This is a genomic window from Bacteroides sp. ZJ-18 (assembly GCF_011038705.2).
GTDB classification, from domain to species: domain Bacteria; phylum Bacteroidota; class Bacteroidia; order Bacteroidales; family Bacteroidaceae; genus Bacteroides; species Bacteroides hominis.
This window is the reverse complement of the sequence record NZ_CP072198.1, coordinates 2,560,818-2,578,290: the sequence shown is the minus strand read 5'-3', so window position 1 is coordinate 2,578,290 and position 17,473 is coordinate 2,560,818. Positions and strand designations below refer to the sequence as shown.

At 46.5% G+C, this 17,473-nt stretch carries 13 protein-coding genes and 1 pseudogene; 5 read left to right on the top strand and 9 right to left on the bottom strand.

Translation table 11 applies throughout. The annotated features are described in order from the left end of the window. Positions 1-3: 3 nt before the first annotated feature. The 3 genes from G7Y45_RS10255 to G7Y45_RS10245 all read left to right on the top strand — a co-directional run bounded on the left by G7Y45_RS10255 (position 4) and on the right by G7Y45_RS10245 (position 3,563). Positions 4-1,260, top strand: a complete 1,257-nt coding sequence (locus G7Y45_RS10255; RefSeq protein ID WP_044301645.1) for a PAS domain-containing sensor histidine kinase — start codon at positions 4-6, stop codon at positions 1,258-1,260. 62 nt (positions 1,261-1,322) lie between these two features. Next, entirely contained in the window at positions 1,323-2,321 is a 999-nt protein-coding gene (locus G7Y45_RS10250) for an AI-2E family transporter (protein WP_005809158.1), read from the top strand. A 69-nt stretch (positions 2,322-2,390) separates the two neighbouring features. Continuing rightward, positions 2,391-3,563, top strand: coding sequence for a glycosyltransferase (locus G7Y45_RS10245; RefSeq protein ID WP_005809282.1), 1,173 nt, complete (start codon positions 2,391-2,393; stop codon positions 3,561-3,563). A 5-nt stretch (positions 3,564-3,568) separates the two neighbouring features. Here G7Y45_RS10245 and G7Y45_RS10240 read toward each other — a convergent pair whose 3' ends face one another. Together G7Y45_RS10240 and G7Y45_RS10235 are read right to left on the bottom strand one after the other, a co-directional pair. Beyond that, positions 3,569-4,813, bottom strand: a complete 1,245-nt coding sequence (locus G7Y45_RS10240) for an ABC transporter permease (RefSeq protein WP_165015507.1) — start codon at positions 4,811-4,813, stop codon at positions 3,569-3,571. 69 nt (positions 4,814-4,882) lie between these two features. Next, positions 4,883-6,082: a pyridoxal phosphate-dependent aminotransferase gene (locus G7Y45_RS10235; protein WP_005776370.1), complete on the bottom strand. Its 1,200-nt coding sequence runs from the start codon at positions 6,080-6,082 to the stop codon at positions 4,883-4,885. A 169-nt stretch (positions 6,083-6,251) separates the two neighbouring features. On the opposite strand from G7Y45_RS10235, the gene G7Y45_RS10230 reads away from it, so the two are divergent. Both G7Y45_RS10230 and G7Y45_RS10225 read left to right on the top strand, forming a co-directional pair. Beyond that, the gene (locus G7Y45_RS10230) at positions 6,252-7,487 is read left to right on the top strand and encodes a fucose isomerase (protein WP_165015341.1); all 1,236 of its coding nucleotides are present in this window, start codon (positions 6,252-6,254) and stop codon (positions 7,485-7,487) included. Between the two features lie 195 nt (positions 7,488-7,682). Further along, positions 7,683-9,704: pseudogene (locus G7Y45_RS10225) on the top strand (polysaccharide lyase 8 family protein). Between the two features lie 15 nt (positions 9,705-9,719). On the opposite strand, the gene G7Y45_RS10220 reads toward G7Y45_RS10225, so the two are convergent. The 7 genes from G7Y45_RS10220 to G7Y45_RS10190 form a co-directional block, all read right to left on the bottom strand. Further along, entirely contained in the window at positions 9,720-10,544 is an 825-nt protein-coding gene (locus G7Y45_RS10220; protein WP_165015337.1) for a glycoside hydrolase family 16 protein, read from the bottom strand. 11 nt (positions 10,545-10,555) lie between these two features. Continuing rightward, entirely contained in the window at positions 10,556-11,389 is an 834-nt protein-coding gene (locus G7Y45_RS10215) for a histidinol-phosphatase (RefSeq protein WP_165015334.1), read from the bottom strand. After that, the gene (locus tag G7Y45_RS10210; protein WP_005809295.1) at positions 11,386-13,251 is read right to left on the bottom strand and encodes an ABC-F family ATP-binding cassette domain-containing protein; all 1,866 of its coding nucleotides are present in this window, start codon (positions 13,249-13,251) and stop codon (positions 11,386-11,388) included. Before G7Y45_RS10210 ends, G7Y45_RS10215 begins: the two co-directional genes overlap by 4 nt. A gap of 25 nt (positions 13,252-13,276) precedes the next feature. After that, positions 13,277-14,107, bottom strand: coding sequence for a DUF3805 domain-containing protein (locus tag G7Y45_RS10205; RefSeq protein WP_005776363.1), 831 nt, complete (start codon positions 14,105-14,107; stop codon positions 13,277-13,279). Between the two features lie 140 nt (positions 14,108-14,247). Then, positions 14,248-14,631, bottom strand: a complete 384-nt coding sequence (locus tag G7Y45_RS10200; RefSeq protein ID WP_005776362.1) for a lipocalin-like domain-containing protein — start codon at positions 14,629-14,631, stop codon at positions 14,248-14,250. Next, on the bottom strand, positions 14,628-16,103 hold the full coding sequence (locus G7Y45_RS10195; protein WP_005809301.1) for a capsule assembly Wzi family protein: 1,476 nt from the start codon (positions 16,101-16,103) through the stop codon (positions 14,628-14,630). The genes G7Y45_RS10200 and G7Y45_RS10195 overlap by 4 nt, the downstream gene beginning before the upstream one ends. Before the next feature lie 127 nt (positions 16,104-16,230). Beyond that, a complete protein-coding gene (locus G7Y45_RS10190) occupies positions 16,231-17,424 on the bottom strand; it encodes a hypothetical protein (protein WP_005809303.1) in 1,194 nt (397 codons plus the stop codon). Between the last annotated feature and the right edge of the window lie 49 nt (positions 17,425-17,473).

Genomic DNA, 17,473 nt, shown 5'->3' with positions numbered 1-17,473 from the left:
CCGATGATATTCAGCCGACGCATCTATTTCATTATACTGCTCCACATCGTACTGATACTCGCTACGGCAGGTGCCGGACTATGGCTGATCTTATCCGGCACCGGATACATCATCGGCAGTATATTGTTGCTATGTTCTCTTTTTCAGATCGGTGCACTGACCCGGCGGCTAAATACATTCAACCGAAAAATCAAATTGTTCTTCGATGCAGTGCAGGATAAAGACAATATGCTCTACTTTCCGGAAGTGAATGTCAGCAAAGAACAGGAACAACTGAACCGTTCGCTCAACCGGCTCAATGACCTGCTTGCCCGTACCAAAGGCGAAAACCAGAAACAGGAGCACTTCTACCGGTCGTTACTTGAAGAAGTGCCCAGCGGCGTGCTTGCCTGGGATGCTTCGGGCCGAATCATCACTGCCAACAGTGCTGCCTTCTCTCTGCTGAAGTGCAACCGTCTTTACACCGAAATGCAACTGGCACAACTGTTGAATGCAACCGGCATTCGCGACAGCCTCAGCATATCCCGAAAAGAGATGATCCTGGAAGGTGAAACCATAACCATCTTATCCATCAAAGATATCGGTGACGAGCTGAGTGATAAGGAGAGTGAATCGTGGAGCAAACTGACACATGTGCTGACCCATGAAATCATGAACACGATTGCACCGATCATTTCACTCTCACAAACCTTATCCGCATATCCGGATATCAACGAAAAGTCAGCCCGCGGACTACGGATTATCCAAACGCAAAGCGAACGGCTGATGGAATTCACGGAATCATTCCGGCATCTGTCCTACCTCCCTCACCCGGAAAAGAAACGTTTCTCACTGACCGATATGTTGCGCAACCTGGAAGAACTGTTGCAAAGTGATTTCCGCGAACGTGGCATTCACTTCGTGTTACAATCCACACCGGATTCGATAGAAACCAACGGCGACGCAAACCAGCTGTCACAAGTATTCCTCAACTTACTGAAGAATGCGATGCAGGCTCTCGAAGGACAGACGGAAGGCAGAATCATCCTCCGCCTGCAACAGGCAGACCGTCTGCTGATAGAAATAGAAGACAATGGTCCCGGCATCCCGGAAGAGATACGTGAGCAGATCTTCATTCCTTTCTTTACCACAAAAGCGGAAGGAAGCGGAATAGGACTCAGTCTCTGCAAGCAGATCATCCGACAACATGACGGACACTTATCGATCCGTAAGAGTCGTCCGGGACAAACAATTTTCAGTATCGACCTGCCTCAGGACTGAAACATTTTAGTAGGTGTAATGTTATAAATAGAGAGGAATCTCTACTCTCCTTTTTATTTATTATGAAAGAAAAATATTGGAAATATTCTTTGATTATCATCATCATCGGATTGGGCATCATCTTGTTCCGGCAAATTACCCCTTTTCTCGGCGGATTATTGGGAGCACTCACCATCTATATCCTGGTCCGGCGACAAATGATGTATCTCGGTGCACGAATGAAACGAAGTTTCGCAGCCCTGCTGATTACAGGTGAAGCCATCCTGTGCTTCCTGGTACCTATTTCTCTGATTGTATGGATGCTGGTCAACAAGTTGCAGGATATCAATCTGGACCCACAGGCCATTATTGCCCCTGTTGAAGAATTGGCAGGGATCATCAAGGCGAAAACAGGATATGACGTGCTGGGCAGTGACACACTTTCGTTCATCGTTTCTCTGCTCCCCAAAATAGGACAGGCAGTCATGGGAGGTATCAGCAGCTTTGCAATCAACCTGTTTGTTCTGGTCTTTGTACTTTATTTCATGCTGATAGGAGGAACCAAAATGGAGTCCTACATTGACGACATCCTACCTTTCAATGAGAAAAACACCCGGGAGGTAACACACAATATCAACATGATTGTCCGCTCCAATGCCATCGGCATTCCCTTACTTGCCGTTATTCAGGGAGGAGTCGCACTGATCGGCTACTTTATCTTCGGAGCACCGAATGCCTGGTTAGTGGGTGTTCTGACTTGTTTTGCTACAATCATCCCGATGGTGGGGACTGCTCTCGTCTGGTTTCCGGTGGCTGCCTACCTTGCACTGACCGGTGAATGGGCAAACGCCATCGGACTGGCAGCTTACGGAGGAATTGTCGTTTCGCAATGTGACAACCTGATACGCTTTATCTTACAGAAGAAAATGGCAGACACCCATCCGCTTATTACAATCTTCGGTGTAGTCATCGGATTACCGTTGTTCGGATTCATGGGAGTCATCTTCGGACCGCTTATATTATCGCTGTTCTTGTTATTTGTCGATATGTTCAAAAAGGAATATCTGGACAATAAGAAATAAGAAAGAAACAAATCACCTAATCTCTGAAAAATTATGTACTTTTGTGACGTAAACATCTTGTAAGATTCAATGGAAGCATTCACATTCAATACGGCCGAACTGATACTGCTATCAGCCGCAGGCGTTCTTTTGATCGTTCAACTTATCTACTATCTCGGACTGTATAACCGGATACACACCCACAACCTTGCTGTTGGAAAAGATGAAGTACACTTCGGACGGGAACTTCCCCCGCTGTCTGTAGTCATCTGTGCACGCAACGAATCGGAAAACCTGCGCCGAAACCTGCCCGCTATCCTGAAACAGGATTATCCGGACTTTGAAGTAATCGTCATCAACGATGGTTCTACGGACGAAAGCGAAGATCTCCTGTCAGAGCTGGAAGAAGAATACCCGAACCTGTATCACAGTTTCACACCGGACAGCGCGCGGTACATCAGCCGGAAGAAACTGGCACTGACGCTGGGCATTAAAGCCAGTAAATATGACTGGCTGGTATTCACCGAGGCCGACTGCACTCCGGTCAGTGACAAGTGGCTTCGACGGATAGCACGCAATTTCACGCCGAGTACAGACATCGTACTGGGATATAGCGGTTACGAACGGGGAAAAGGATGGCTGCACAAACGGGTATCTTTCGACTCGCTTTTCACCTCGCTTCGTTATCTGGGTTTTGCCCTGGCGGGTAAACCGTACATGGGCATCGGGCGCAACCTGGCCTACCGCAAGGAATTGTTCTTCAAAGTCAAAGGATTTTCTACCCACTTGAACATGCAGCGGGGAGAAGATGACCTGTTTATCAACCAAATTGCCAATGAAAACAATACCCGGGTGGAAACCTCACCGGATTCAGTGATACGGATGCAACCTGTGGAACGCTATAAGGACTGGAAAGAAGAAAAGGTAAGCTATATGGCAACCGCACGCTTCTATAAAGGTTCACAACGCTGGTTACTGGGGTTGGAAACCGCCACGAGGCTATTGTTTTATGTCGCCTGCCTATCGGGAATCGTATTCGGTATCCTCTCTTTTCACTGGCTGGCTGCGGGACTGGCTCTATTGTTATGGATCGTACGTTATTCGGCGCAAGCCTACGTCATCAACAAAACAGCCAATGAGATGGGAGACAACCGCTCTTACTACTTTACACTACCGGTTTTCGACATCATCCGTCCGCTACAATCCCTGAAGTTCAGACTCTACCGTCTCTATCGCAGAAAGGGTGATTTTATGCGAAGATAACTTGACTACTCGTACCGCATAGAACTGGCTGGATTGATCTTGGTAATCAAATAAGAGGGACCGACCAACATTAATACAGAAGCCAATAAGGTGCCGGCATTGATCAGAAGGAAAAGCCAGATGTTCATGGAAACCGGCACCATACTTACATAGTAAGTTTCGGGATCGAGTTTAAAAAGTCCCAACTGTGACTGCAAAACACAGAAAGTAATCCCAATTGCATTTCCCCACAACATCCCTTTCCCAATCAGAAAAACAGAGAACCACAGAAATACTTTACGGATAGTGAAATCATTGGCTCCCAAAGCCTTCAGGATGCCAATCATCTGTGTGCGTTCAAGGATGATAATCAATAATCCTGAAATCATCGTGAAGCCGGCTACCCCAATCATCAGGATAAGAATGACCCATACATTCAGGTCGAGCAGATCGAGCCAGGCAAATATCTGAGGATTCATTTGTTCGATGCTCTGTACGTAATAAGTCCCCCCGTAAACATCTTGCTTATTGTCCGTATCAACGGCTATACCATAGGTTATATCTTCCAGTTTGTCATAGTCACGTACCTGCAACTCTGCTCCGCTCACTTGTGCGGGGGCCCAGTTATTCAAACGGTTCACCAAATACAAGTCAGTCAGCAGAAAGAGATTATCATATTCAGAAAAGTTCGTTTGGTAAATACCTTTCACTGTCAATCGGCGGGCACGCACATCTTTCTGGATAAAATAGGCATATATTTTATCTCCCAGTTTCAGTTTCAGCCGGTCAGCTATCGCTTTCGATATGACCACCTGATTGGTGGAAGCCGTATCACTGAAGACCGGTATCTCTCCTTCTACCAGATGGTCGCGGAAAAAGGCAGGATCAAACTCCGGACCGACACCTTTGAGCACCATGCCCTGAAAAGCGTCATCTGTCTTTATCATCCCCGGTTTGGTGGAATATCGCTGCACATGTTTCACTTCCGGACGGGCGGAAAGAGCGATCATCATACTGTCATCCACCACAACCGGATGAGTTTCGTAGGACCCTACCGCATCAAAATTACTGATTTGGATATGGGAGCCGAAGCCGATCACTTTATTACGTACCTCACTCTTAAAACCAATCACTACAGATACGGCAATGATCATCACCGCCAAGCCGATAGCAATGCCAATCATGGCAATCAGGACAGCAGGACGGGAAACTTGTTTCCCCCCGTCCGTATCACGATAAATCCGACGGGCAAGAAAATAGGAAAGCCTCACCTTGCCCTTCTCTTTGGAAAAGGGAACGGAGTTGCTTTGACTATGTGAATGAATGGATGACATCAGGTCTTATTCTGTTCTTCCCGGATAAGCCTCCAATGCTTTTTGCAGAACAAAGAGCGCACGGGTTAAATCTTCCTTTTTCAATACGTAAGCAATACGGACTTCATTCTTTCCGGAGCCCGGAGTAGTATAGAAACCGGAAGCCGGAGCCATAAACACTGTCTGTCCTTCATACTCAAACTCAGACAGACACCAGGCACAGAATTTATCCGAATCATCGACCGGTAACTTGGCTACTGTATAAAAAGCTCCCATCGGAATGGGGGAATAAACACCCGGTATACGGTTCAGACCGTCAATCAGACATTTACGGCGCTCAACGTATTCGTCATAAGTTTCGCGTGAGTACTCTTCGGGAGCATCCAGTGAGGCTTCGGCAGCAATCTGTCCGATCAGCGGAGGACTCAAACGTGCCTGACAGAACTTCATCACTGCATCACGCACTTCTTTATTCTTGGTTATCAAGGCACCGATGCGGATACCACATTCCGAATAACGCTTGGAAACAGAGTCAATCAGTACCACGTTATTCTCAATTCCTTCCAGATGGCAAGCCGAAATATAAGGGGAACCGGTATAGATAAACTCACGGTACACTTCGTCGGAGAAAAGGAAAAGATCATACTTCTTCACCAAGTCACGGATCTGGTTCATCTCACGTCGGGTATACAGATAGCCGGTCGGATTATTCGGATTACAGATCAAGATACCCTTGGTACGTTCGTTGATCAACTCTTCAAATTTCTCTACTTTCGGAAGAGAGAACCCCTCCTCAATTGTCGTAGCAATAGTGCGTATTTTAGCTCCGGCCGAAATGGCAAAAGCCATATAGTTGGCGTAAGCAGGTTCGGGAACAATGATCTCGTCTCCCGGATTAAGGCACGACATGAATGAGAAAAGTACAGCTTCGGAACCTCCGGTAGTAATGATTATATCATCTGCTGTCAGGTTGATATTGAATTTCTCGTAATATCCTACTAATTTCTCGCGATAGCTACGATAACCGGCACTGGGACTATATTCAAGCACCTTGCGGTCGATGTTGCGTATCGCGTCAATCGCGGCCTGAGGAGTGGGCAGGTCCGGCTGTCCGATGTTCAGGTGAAATACATGGATTCCCCGCTGTTTGGCAGCATCTGCCAGGGGAGCCAGCTTTCTGATAGGAGATGCAGGCATCTCTGTTCCGCGAATCGATATGGTTGGCATAATCTTGAATTATAAATGGTCAATTAATAAATATGAGCGGCAAATGTACACAATAAATCGGACACAAAGACATAAAAACTTTAAAAACCTTATCAAGGGTAAAAACGTTGTGGTAATATCAACGGAAAACGATACATTTGTATAACTACAAACCTAAAACGATAACATAATGACCATAAACCTGATCACATTTGCATCGATTCTGCATAAGCAAGCCACTGTACGTAGTTCGCACGAAGCGATTCTCAGTGAACTGGAAAAATATTTCACCGTAAATTTTATTGATTACCGGGACATCAGCCAGTTGCCAAAAGATGAATTCAGCATCATTTTCATTGCTACCGGAGGGGTAGAAAGACTGGTAATGCAATGCTTCGAATCGCTCCCCCGCCCTGCCATTATACTGGCCGACGGAATGCAAAACTCCCTGGCTGCGGCACTGGAAATTTCCTCTTGGTTACGTGGGCGGGGTATGAAAAGTGAAATCCTCCATGGAGACTTTATGAGTATCGTTCAACGAATCCAGGTACTTTATACCAATTTCAAGGCACAACGTTCATTAGTAGGGCTTCGCATCGGAGTGATCGGCACCCCTTCTTCGTGGCTGATTGCAAGTAATGTGGATTATCTGCTCGCAAAGCGGCGTTGGGGAATTGAGTATCTGGACATTCCGTTGGAACGGATTTATGACGTATACGACCGTATTACAGACAACGAAGTCGGTGCCTCATGCGCCGCGGTTGCTTCGCAAGCTCTGGCATGCCGTGAAGGGACTCCCGAAGATATGATTAAGGCAATGCGCCTTTACCGGGCCGTCAAGCGAATCTGTAAAGAAGAAAAACTAAGTGCCGTCACCCTGAGTTGTTTCAAACTGATGGAGCGCACCGGTACTACCGGTTGCCTGGCTCTTGCCATGCTGAACGACGAAGGGATCATTGCCGGATGTGAAGGGGATCTGCAATCTGTATTTACATTACTCGCCGCCAAAGCACTGACCGGGAAAGTAGGTTTCATGGCAAATCCTTCAATGATTAACGCCCGGAGCAACGAAATAATACTGGCACATTGCACAATCGGAATGAAGCAAACCGAACGTTACATCATCCGCAGCCATTTTGAAACGGAAAGCGGTATCGGTATTCAGGGACTGCTGCCGACCGGAGATGTCACTATCGTGAAATGTGGTGGAGAATGTCTGGACGAATATTACCTTTCTACCGGAACTCTGACCGAAAACACCAATTACATCAATATGTGCCGTACACAAGTACGTATAAAAATGAATGCACCGGCTGATTATTTCCTGAAGAATCCACTCGGGAACCATCACATTTTGTTACAAGGTAATTATGAAAATGCACTGAACGAATTCTTACAGGCAAACTCCTGTAAACGTACGGAGTAAATGCACTCAGGGCTTAACGAAGGTAAATTTAGAACTCACCACAGAGAATACAGAGTGACACGGAGAGAATTTCAGATCATTGGTTACCAACACAGATAATCTGTGTTACCCTGTATTCTCCGTAGTGGAAAGAGTATTGACACATTCCTCCCGTCAAAGCCTAATTTAATACATGCAATGAAAGACACACGATATATGAAAAGAATCTTCCTATCAGTACTGTTTATCTGTACTTTCCTTTCTCATCTTACTGCACAAACAGGCAAAGAAAGCGAACTTATCAAGCAGAATTATATCCGGTCGGTTATCGGACAGGACGAGAGCAAACAAGCTTTCTTACAACTATTATCTAAAATTCCTCCCGAAAAAGAGGTATCTGACCAGAACGTTATCGAACTTCAACAACTTTACCCTATCCGCCGGGAAGAGATACACCGACTGATCAGTACGATACGGGGAGACGGTTCATGGCCGGACATCAATTATGCCGATACCAAACGTTCGGGATGGGAACCGAAACAACACACAGAGCGGATACTGAAACTAACCAAATATTATGCCCGCGAAAAAGAGAATGCTTCCGCACAGGAGATTTCAGCCGTAACCAGCATTATTCACCAAGCCATGAATTACTGGTTCACCGAAAAACTGGTCTGCAAAAACTGGTGGTACAATCAAATAGGTATTCCCCGCACCTTGGGACCGGCTTTCCTCCTTTTCGAAGCAGAAATGACGGAAAAAGAAAAGCAGGAAGCCGTGCGGGTGATGGAACAATCCCATTTTGGCATGACAGGACAGAACAAAGTATGACTGGCAGGCAACGTACTGATCCGGGGCTTACTCTTGAATGACTCCCAACTGGTAAAAGAGGCACGGGAAAACATTGGCTCGGAAATCGTACTGGGACAGAAAGAGGGTATTCAGCCGGACTGGAGCTTCCATCAGCATGGTCCCCAACAACAGTTCGGCAATTACGGACTTTCTTTCCTCTGCAACATGAGTTTTTATTCCGAACTGTTTGCCGACACCCCTCTTGCATTCAGCCAGGAACAACAGGATATCCTTGTATCCCTTCTTCTGAAAGGGTATCAGTGGATTGTATGGAAAGGTCATTGGGACGTAAACGGATTGAACCGGCAACTCTTCCACAGCGCCGATCTTCACAAATCATTCAACCTGCTCTTCGCAGCCTGCTCACTGATGAAGGGAAGCAATGAACAGCAGACACAGGAAATAAAGGCATTTATAGTCCGCAACTTTCTACATCCGGATGCAGAAAACGATTTCACAGGAAATAAGTTCTTCAAAGATTCCGACCTGACCATTCACCGTACCTCTGATTGGATGGCATCTTTACGCATGGCATCCAGCCGGGTGATCGGTACGGAACTGGTAAATGAGGATAACCTGAAGGGATATTACATGGCAGACGGAGCTGTCTATACGTATATTCGGGGAGATGAATACCACAATATTTTCCCTTTCTGGAACTGGCGTCGGATACCCGGTATCACAACCTATGAAAGCAATGCTCCCATCCCGACAGACAACGGACCGAATTCACGCAACAAAACCAATTTCACAGGTGGAGCAACAAACGGAAAACAGGGAATCACCGCCATGCACTTGAACCGTAACGGGCTATCCGCGAACAAAGCATGGATATTCACCAATGAATTTATCCTGTGCCTGGGAAGCGATATCCATGCAGACAGCACTGCCACACTTATCACCTCCATCGATCAACGGTTCAAGAATGGTGAAATATGGACAGAAGGAAACCGCCGTTATTTCCACGACAACACCGGATATATCCTTCTGCAGGACGAACTTTGCCTGGCACTGGCAGAAAAGAAGAAAGGACAGTGGCACGACTTCATGGGAATGTACGCTCCCCGGATGTTGGAAGATGAAATTTTCTCTATTTACATCAAACATCCGTCAGGTGTCCCTGCCACTTACCGGTATTTGGTGCTCCCGGCTTCCACTCAGGAGAAGACGGCTGCATTCGATATTTCAAAAGTACAGGTATTGCAAAATGACGAAAAGGCACAGGTGGCATTTATCGACAAAATGTACTACGTCGCTGTTTGGCAGGCAACGACTCTCAAGCTGTATAACGGAAAAAAGATACTTATAAAAAAACCGGGAGCCTATCTGTATCGTGCAGACGGTACCCCGGTTTCCCAAGCTGTTTTTCCCAAAGGAGAGATTTAAGAATCTACCTTCCGGCTATCTCATATTTTCAGGTAATTCGTAATATCTCACCCAGTCGACCTCCATCTGTACGGGAAGCTCCGCATCGTCTATCTCTCCGGCCCATCCTCCAAGTATCTGGTTGAGCAGCAGGAAGAACGGAACATCGAAAGGCCACTGCACAGAACCCTCCTCTTTGATGCGGGGATAACTGAAAGTGAGCGAATCATTGATGAACATATCAATCTTATCCGGTGTCCATTCCATCCCAAACACATTAAATTCATGCGGATTGTAGGATGCGGTGGTATAATAGTCCGGATCTGTTTTATGTCCTAACACTTTGATATATTCGGTATGCATGGTATGATAGACGAATGTATCTTTGTTCAATTGTTCCATTATATCGATCTCTCCACATTTGGGCCACACACCATACGTTGTAGAATCAGTCGGCTTGAGCCAGATAGCAGGCCAGGAACCTTTAGCGCTGCCCAGTTTGGCACACACCTCAAAGCGTCCGTACAAGAAATCTTTTTTACCCAAAGTCTCAACACAACCGGCCATGTAGCGGATCGTATCATTCGGATCGCTATTGGGCAAAGCACGCAAAATCAACTTACCGTCTTTTACGAATGTAACAAAGTTATTGTCCCGGCAAAAGGGATGCCAAGGAGAGAACACCCACCTTTCCGGATCGGGTGTACCGTCTTTCTCGAACTCATCTTGCCAAGTGAGCCTCCAGTCTATATCACTTTTATAAAGCTTACGGACAGGAGTATCTTTGCAGGATGACAATGATATGCCGGCAAATGTCCAAAAGACAAACGGCAAGGTTAACAATAAGTTTTTGTGTTTCATGATATATTGGTTTAAAGTGAGACCTCCACCCATTTTCCACCATGCCATTCGGTCACTGTCTCAAACCCGGCCTTCCGTAAAGCCTCCAATGCTTCAGGACGTCCGCTGTTGATACGTTCGGGATAATGCGAATCACTGTTCACCTGTACACGGACACCCAACTCCTTCAACAACGGGAAATAGCGTTCGTTCGGGAAGAAGGTACCCAAGTGATGCAAAGCCTTGGTATTGATCTCTACGATATACCCTTTGGCCGCAACAGCAGAGAAATAATCGTGCATCAAGTCATCATACCAAGGTTCGTCCAACAGGCCAGGACGGTAACAGGCTGCATTGTGATGCATCTTGTCGGCATGTCCTAAGATATCAAACCCTCCCAATTCCACCATCCGCAACAGACGTTCGTAATACAGACGTACTACACGATCGAGATCACCACCGAAATGCTGATCGACAATATCCCTGAATACTTCCGCACACACATCGATATCAACCACTTCTTCCCGGTCGTTATAGAGCAAATGTACCGAGCCGATACGATAATCGAGCGGCAATTCGCGGAAACGCGGCACAGCCGGATTGCTGTCTTCATTCAGGTAGTCTATCTCCAGGCCGATAGCCAGTTCAATCTCCGAAGCATACTTCTCCTTTATCCGGGCAAACTCAGCCAGATAGTCGTCCATACGATCCCACTCCATCGTCCAATGAGTAGGGAACGGGAGCGGAGCATGCGAAGAAATACCATAGGATGTAAATCCCTGGCTGATGGCAAAACGGATAAAATCCTCCATGCCGGCCCGGCCGTCACAATAGAGGGTATGACTATGATAATTGGTCAGATTCATGATTCTATTTCACTAAGTTCAAGCCAGCGCATGGTTTTCTCGTCTATCAAATCGTTTACCTCCGGCAACCGCTTCGATTTATCGGTCAGTTCATCCACCGAAAGTGTACCGCTGCAAAGCAGTTCCTCTATCTGTGCTTTCTCGGCTTCCAGCCCGGCTATTTCTTTCTCCAGTTGTTCGAACTCCCGTTTCTCTTTGAAACTCATCTTACGCTTATCGTTCAGACGGACACGGGCTGTCTTTTCCTCCTGCGGTTTCTCGGCTTCCTTCTCCTTTTGGGACTTCGCTTCTTTCCAGTCCCGGTAATCGCTATAGTTACCGGGAAAGTCACGGATATCTCCCTGTCCATTGAATACCAGCAAGTGATCGACCACCTTATCCATAAAATAGCGGTCATGGGAAACGACAATCACGCATCCCTTGAAGTTCTGCAAATACTCTTCCAGCACATTCAGGGTAATGATGTCGAGATCGTTTGTCGGTTCATCAAGTACCAGAAAGTTCGGATTACGCATCAGCACGGTACAGAGATAAAGACGACGGCGCTCTCCACCGCTCAGCTTATAAACATAGCTGTGTTGAGTTTCGGGAGTAAACAGGAAATGTTGCAGGAACTGAGAGGCTGTCAGCTTCTTGCCGTTACCCAGCTCAATCACTTCGGCGATATCCTGCACGACGTCAATCACCTTCATTTGCTCGTCAAACTGCAATCCGTCCTGCGAGTAATATCCGAAACGTACGGTCTCCCCGATATCCAGCGTACCGCTATCGGGCTGCACCTGTCCCATCAATATCTTTATAAAAGTAGACTTACCCGTACCGTTGTTCCCAACAATCCCCATCTTCTCGTAACGGGCAAAGATGTAAGAGAAATCTTCCAATATCTTCAGGTCACCGAAACTCTTATAGAGATGATCGGCTTCAAATATCTTACTGCCAATGTAGGAAGCCTTCACCTCCAGTTTCACATTATCGTTGTTAAACCGTTGTTTGGCTACTTTCTCCAGTTCGTAGAAAGCATCTTCACGATACCGGGCTTTATGTCCGCGGGCTTGCGGCATACGGCGCATCCAATCCAGCTCGGTACGATATAAATTATTGGCACGCTCTATCTCTACCGTCTTCGCCTCAATCCGTTCCTGGCGTTTCTCCAGATAATAGCTGTAATTCCCTTTATACTGATAAACCTGACGGTTGTCTATCTCGATGATTTCAGAACAGACCCGGTCGAGGAAGTAACGGTCATGCGTTACCATCAACAGACTAAGGTTCGTACGACGAAGGTACTCTTCCAGCCATTCGGTCATATCAAGATCAAGGTGGTTGGTGGGCTCGTCCAGGATCAGCAAGTCCGGTTCGGTAATCAGGGCATTGGCTAAAGCCACCCGTTTGAGTTGGCCTCCGGAAAGATGTTTCACCTGTTGCTCAAAATTCCGTATCTTGAGTTGAGAAAGAATCTGTTTGGCTTTCTGTTCGTACTCCCAGGCTTTTTCATGGTCCATACGCACCAACAGGTCATCCAGTCCCGGATGTCCTTCGGTTTCCATACAGCGTTCGTATTCCTTAATAAGCTCCACCGTACTGTTGCCATGATGAAAACAGGCTTCCAATACAGTCAGTTCTTCGGGATATTGCGGATCCTGTTCCAGATAGTCTACACGAAGGTCACGGCGGAACACAATATTTCCACTGTCATATCCTTCCTTACCGGAAAGTATATTCAACAGGGTGGTTTTACCTGTACCGTTTTTAGCTATCAAGCCGATACGCTGGCCTTCGGCAATACCGAAGGAAATATTTTCGAAAAGTACCAGATCCCCAAAGGATTTGGTAAGGTTATCTACTTGCAAATAAGGGGTCATAATAATCGTATATGATAAAATGTGGTTAGTGTGCCAGTGCTTTCTTATATGCCTCTGCCACCTCGCATCTTTCTCCGGCTTTCACCCGGCTCCACAACAGTTTCATCGGATCAATCAGATGTTCCGCATCTTTATACCGAAGCACCGGTACTTCCCGGTTACCGTCAACCAGCGTCATCCATTCCATGCCTTCCACTTCATTAGCCAGAATCGTGCAGATGGCAATACCGAATGCCAGCCAGGGCTCTTTCTTTTTGGGCGAAAGGACACCGCTGTCAATCACCTCCTGTATCTTTTCGAGGTCTTCCTCCACACCCTGAAAGTCCTTCTTCAACTGTGTCTTCACCGTATCTGTCACCCACTCATAAGCCTCGTTCACCTGATAGATTTCAGAAAGGCGAATGGGAATTACTTCTGCGGGATACTTCTGTCCGTCTTTACGAATTTCAAGGCTGGATATGATCTTTTCCGCCTCCTCCACACGCTCTCCTTTCGGTACGGTGAACGAACATTCAAAGGCCACATTGTCAATGCCTGTCACCCAAAGATGGCTGGTGTAATAGGTACCTTCTTCCTCAAACATCTCTTTACTATAGGCACACTCCAGTTGCCCCACCTTCACCAAGGAGGCCGAAGGATTTTCCTTGAGTTCCTGACGGATGGAGTCCTTTCCATAATTCATGCCACCTTGAGCAGCAGCATCCGCTTTATAGGCCGAGATACGGAAGTTACCCGTCCAAAGTTCGGGATTATAAAAGAGGAAGGAGCCTTCGCCGTCTTCAAATTCGCTCCAATCTGACGGATATATCATTGAGAACCATGTTCCCGGAGAGATAAATTTCTTACCTTGTATCATATTGCTTACTGAATGTTGATAACCTCACAAAAGTAACAATCCCAACGCTGATATGCAAAAAATAGAATAAAAAAACAGCCGATTCTCACGAACCGGCTGTTCCAATCATCATCTATGAATGAAGACAGCTTTTAGCGTCCTCAATATTTTCTTAACTCCAGACGGGCATAGTCCGACCGGAGAATCAATTTGTTACTGTTCAGTTTCTCTACGGCAAAATCCTGCACCCGGGCATCCATGCCGAAAGTTTTCATCTGTTCCGCCGTAGCGTCAAGTATCTGTATATGCATAGAATCGTTCTCGTAGGTATATGTCCCATAGAACTCACCATACCCCAACTTCTTCAGATTGATAATGTCCATCTGGAAACTGAAATAAGTGTCCAGCGGAGTTTCCGCATTACCATCTTTATATTCTATACGCTGCATCTGCCACATCCCATCCAGATAGCGATGCCCGAACTTCTCTCCACAAGACGTAAAAGCCATCAGGGCGACGAACAATAATAGGATTCCTTTTTTCATTTCTTCTTACCAATTAAACCTGTTTTACGAATGGTGAGCATACCGCCCCAGCTCTCTCCCAACATATTACCTCCATCCACCGCACCGGCCAGTGTGAAGCTCCATCCCGGAATCTGTTCGGGTTTATAAGTCACCTCCAACAATCCGTTCTGGTTTCTCCTGATAGTCCGGTAAGGACTTCCGTAAGTTCCCCAATGCTTGGCTACACTTACCAGAATCCGGTAATCTATCTCCGGAGTCGGACTGCCGTTCAGCCCGATATGGAATCCTTTAACACGGTTACTTTCAAAAGCCAGATTTCCATCCTTATTATATATAGGCGAGGTAACCAGCGGATTGCCGATCCCCTGTCCCCAATGTTCCCAACCGGCATACTGCGAGTTATTGTAATAATTATCAGCCCCGGTAAATGAATGATCAATAGCCGGAGTAGCAAAATAATGGAAAGCGCCTGACTGGTGCTTCGTATACAAAAACTCTCCGACAACCGTCTTCACAAAAGGATTCTCCGGTAAGGTCACCTCCAATCCGGTCAGACAATCACGCCACATACCGTAAGTCAGCGTCATCCCCGAACGGTCTTCGAAAAAGTGTTCCCAATATGCTTTTACTTTCCAGGTCGGGAAATGATACCCCACAGCAGCACTGTAACTGCCTACGTGGTTTCCCAGAATATTGATCTGGTCACTCTCCGATGCGCCACTGTCTCCATTACTCGGAAAGAAAATACGGAAAAAGTCCTTCCAACTGTCCGGTGTGCGCAACACCGTTCCGTCCGGATAATAGCAATCGCCTCCGAACTGGGCCGCCATTTCAATACCCAACTCCACCGAAACCGGTGATTTCTCCAGGTTCTCGACTTTCAGGAAAGCCGCTTTCGAGTGAAACAACGTCTCTTTCGTATATTTAGAACGTCCATCCGTGAAACGCTCCTGAAACTTTTCATCCGTAAACATTCCATAAGCCACGTGTCCCTTTATATGCAACCAATGTTTGGTCCATGGAAAAGGTATATATTCGGGAATTGAAATCCGAACCTGCGGGATGGGACGGGCATTGGTAGAAAAAGTCATGCTACCGGAACTCAACTGGTCATTTTTCATTTCGTTGCCACGCTCCTTACTGCCGACACTGATTTCCATCCCCCGATAACGCAAGTCTACATAGGCCTGTTGAATGAAGAACTTAGACGTGAAGCGACTCGCACCGACCATTTCCAATCCAAAAGCATAAGAGAACTTTTTATCCTTCTCCAAATCCCGAAAGATTCCTGCATCCAAGTAAGCATTGTTTTTACGAATAGACGACAGCCCGTGCTTATTTGCCACGAGCCAGAAAGGCGTATTGTGTCCACCACTTACAGTTGCACTGGTTTCAATCTTATAGTTTAGGCCTTTGTCAAACTGCGCCTGCACAGTGGCAGGGGCTATCAGCATCAAGCAGCTGATAATGAAATAGTTTCTTCGTTTCATTCTAACGTGTGTTTGGAATATATCCAAATATTGAACGGCAAAAATACAACAAAGAGGCGAAACTCATCGATATATCAGAGTTTTATTAGGATTATTTAGCTACGAACCAGACAACGGGAATAGTGATTCACTTCCCTATCGGCTGTATTCTCCTGCGTACATCTTTCGATATTTCAAGGAACATATAGTTCAGTTTACCGGAATGGATACCCTTTTCATTCTCTTTATACTTCTTATTGGCATATTGCTTCGACTTCTCGAAAGTGAGCAGGGACATCTGATTCTGTGATTTGCCTACCATGGTGGAATCTAACTGCTCGTCCGGGAAGAAGTCGTCCAGATCGACATCGCCTATCATGGTTGTTTCCAGGAAATTCATATCCTTATGCGAATTGTCGGTATAATATCCCACGAACATATGGCCGGGAGTACGCACCAGAATCGGTTCGATATTAATAGCACGGAGCAAAGAGGCAAACAAGACACTGCCATCCACACAGTTGATCTGTGACGACTCCAGTGCATCATCAAATGTACGCACACGCTGCGAATAGACCACATTGCTGGAAAGGCTGGTGTTCGACACCGAACTATAGCGGAATTTACGTTTCTGCAAAACGTTCCATAACGCATATACCTGCTTATCCACAGCTCCGGGAGCCGGATTCTGATAGCCCAGAAAGCGGTTGACGATACGGGTATTCAATGCTTCGCGCAGCAGCTGGTCGATCATCGGATTTTCTTCGTTGACATAAGCGGCAAAGAAAATACCCGTATCATGGAATTTCGTACCATTCGTCACATACCCCAGCAGGCACTCGTTGACACTGCGTACAGAGAAGGTACGCACTCGCTGTCCCAGATCTTCCCCATTCATCTCTACCGTAACGGCTACGCTAATGGGTTCTGCCTGGTTGTTATTCTTTAGCGCTTCATAGTTCCAGATGATATCGGGATAAATCGTATACTCGGTACGGGGCTTGTTGAGTACAAACTCCGACACGGAACGGGAAAAGAAAGGGGTTTCGGCTACGTCAATCCGCACACGGCTATAGGCGGAACGGGACTTCACCTTGATGGCAATGCATGATTTGGGATTGCCCAAGTATACGGAGTCACCCGGCTGAATGACCTGGGCATCAGTCGTTGCCACCGAAAGGATGGCCGAAGGAAAAATGTTCCCTCCCAGTTCATCGGTTATCTCAAAACCGGAAGTAGCAGAAGAGAACTTAAACACGGACACGCCTATTGCTATAAAGAACAAAGCGACAACCGTCCAAAGCACTTCACGTTTGCGTTGCCTGAAATCTATCTTAATCATTGTGGCATTTCAATTTATTGACATAACAAAGATACGACTTTTTTGTTGA

Bases quoted from the DNA above. Each gene is read 5' to 3' on its own strand.
- G7Y45_RS10255 (WP_044301645.1), top strand. From the start codon at position 4: ATGATATTCAGCCGACGCATCTATTTCATTATACTGCTCCACATCGTA.
- G7Y45_RS10250 (WP_005809158.1), top strand. From the start codon at position 1,323: ATGAAAGAAAAATATTGGAAATATTCTTTGATTATCATCATCATCGGA.
- G7Y45_RS10245 (WP_005809282.1), top strand. From the start codon at position 2,391: ATGGAAGCATTCACATTCAATACGGCCGAACTGATACTGCTATCAGCC.
- G7Y45_RS10235 (WP_005776370.1), bottom strand. From the start codon at position 6,082: ATGCCAACCATATCGATTCGCGGAACAGAGATGCCTGCATCTCCTATC.
- G7Y45_RS10230 (WP_165015341.1), top strand. From the start codon at position 6,252: ATGACCATAAACCTGATCACATTTGCATCGATTCTGCATAAGCAAGCC.
- G7Y45_RS10220 (WP_165015337.1), bottom strand. From the start codon at position 10,544: ATGAAACACAAAAACTTATTGTTAACCTTGCCGTTTGTCTTTTGGACA.
- G7Y45_RS10215 (WP_165015334.1), bottom strand. From the start codon at position 11,389: ATGAATCTGACCAATTATCATAGTCATACCCTCTATTGTGACGGCCGG.
- G7Y45_RS10210 (WP_005809295.1), bottom strand. From the start codon at position 13,251: ATGACCCCTTATTTGCAAGTAGATAACCTTACCAAATCCTTTGGGGAT.
- G7Y45_RS10205 (WP_005776363.1), bottom strand. From the start codon at position 14,107: ATGATACAAGGTAAGAAATTTATCTCTCCGGGAACATGGTTCTCAATG.
- G7Y45_RS10200 (WP_005776362.1), bottom strand. From the start codon at position 14,631: ATGAAAAAAGGAATCCTATTATTGTTCGTCGCCCTGATGGCTTTTACG.
- G7Y45_RS10195 (WP_005809301.1), bottom strand. From the start codon at position 16,103: ATGAAACGAAGAAACTATTTCATTATCAGCTGCTTGATGCTGATAGCC.
- G7Y45_RS10190 (WP_005809303.1), bottom strand. From the start codon at position 17,424: ATGATTAAGATAGATTTCAGGCAACGCAAACGTGAAGTGCTTTGGACG.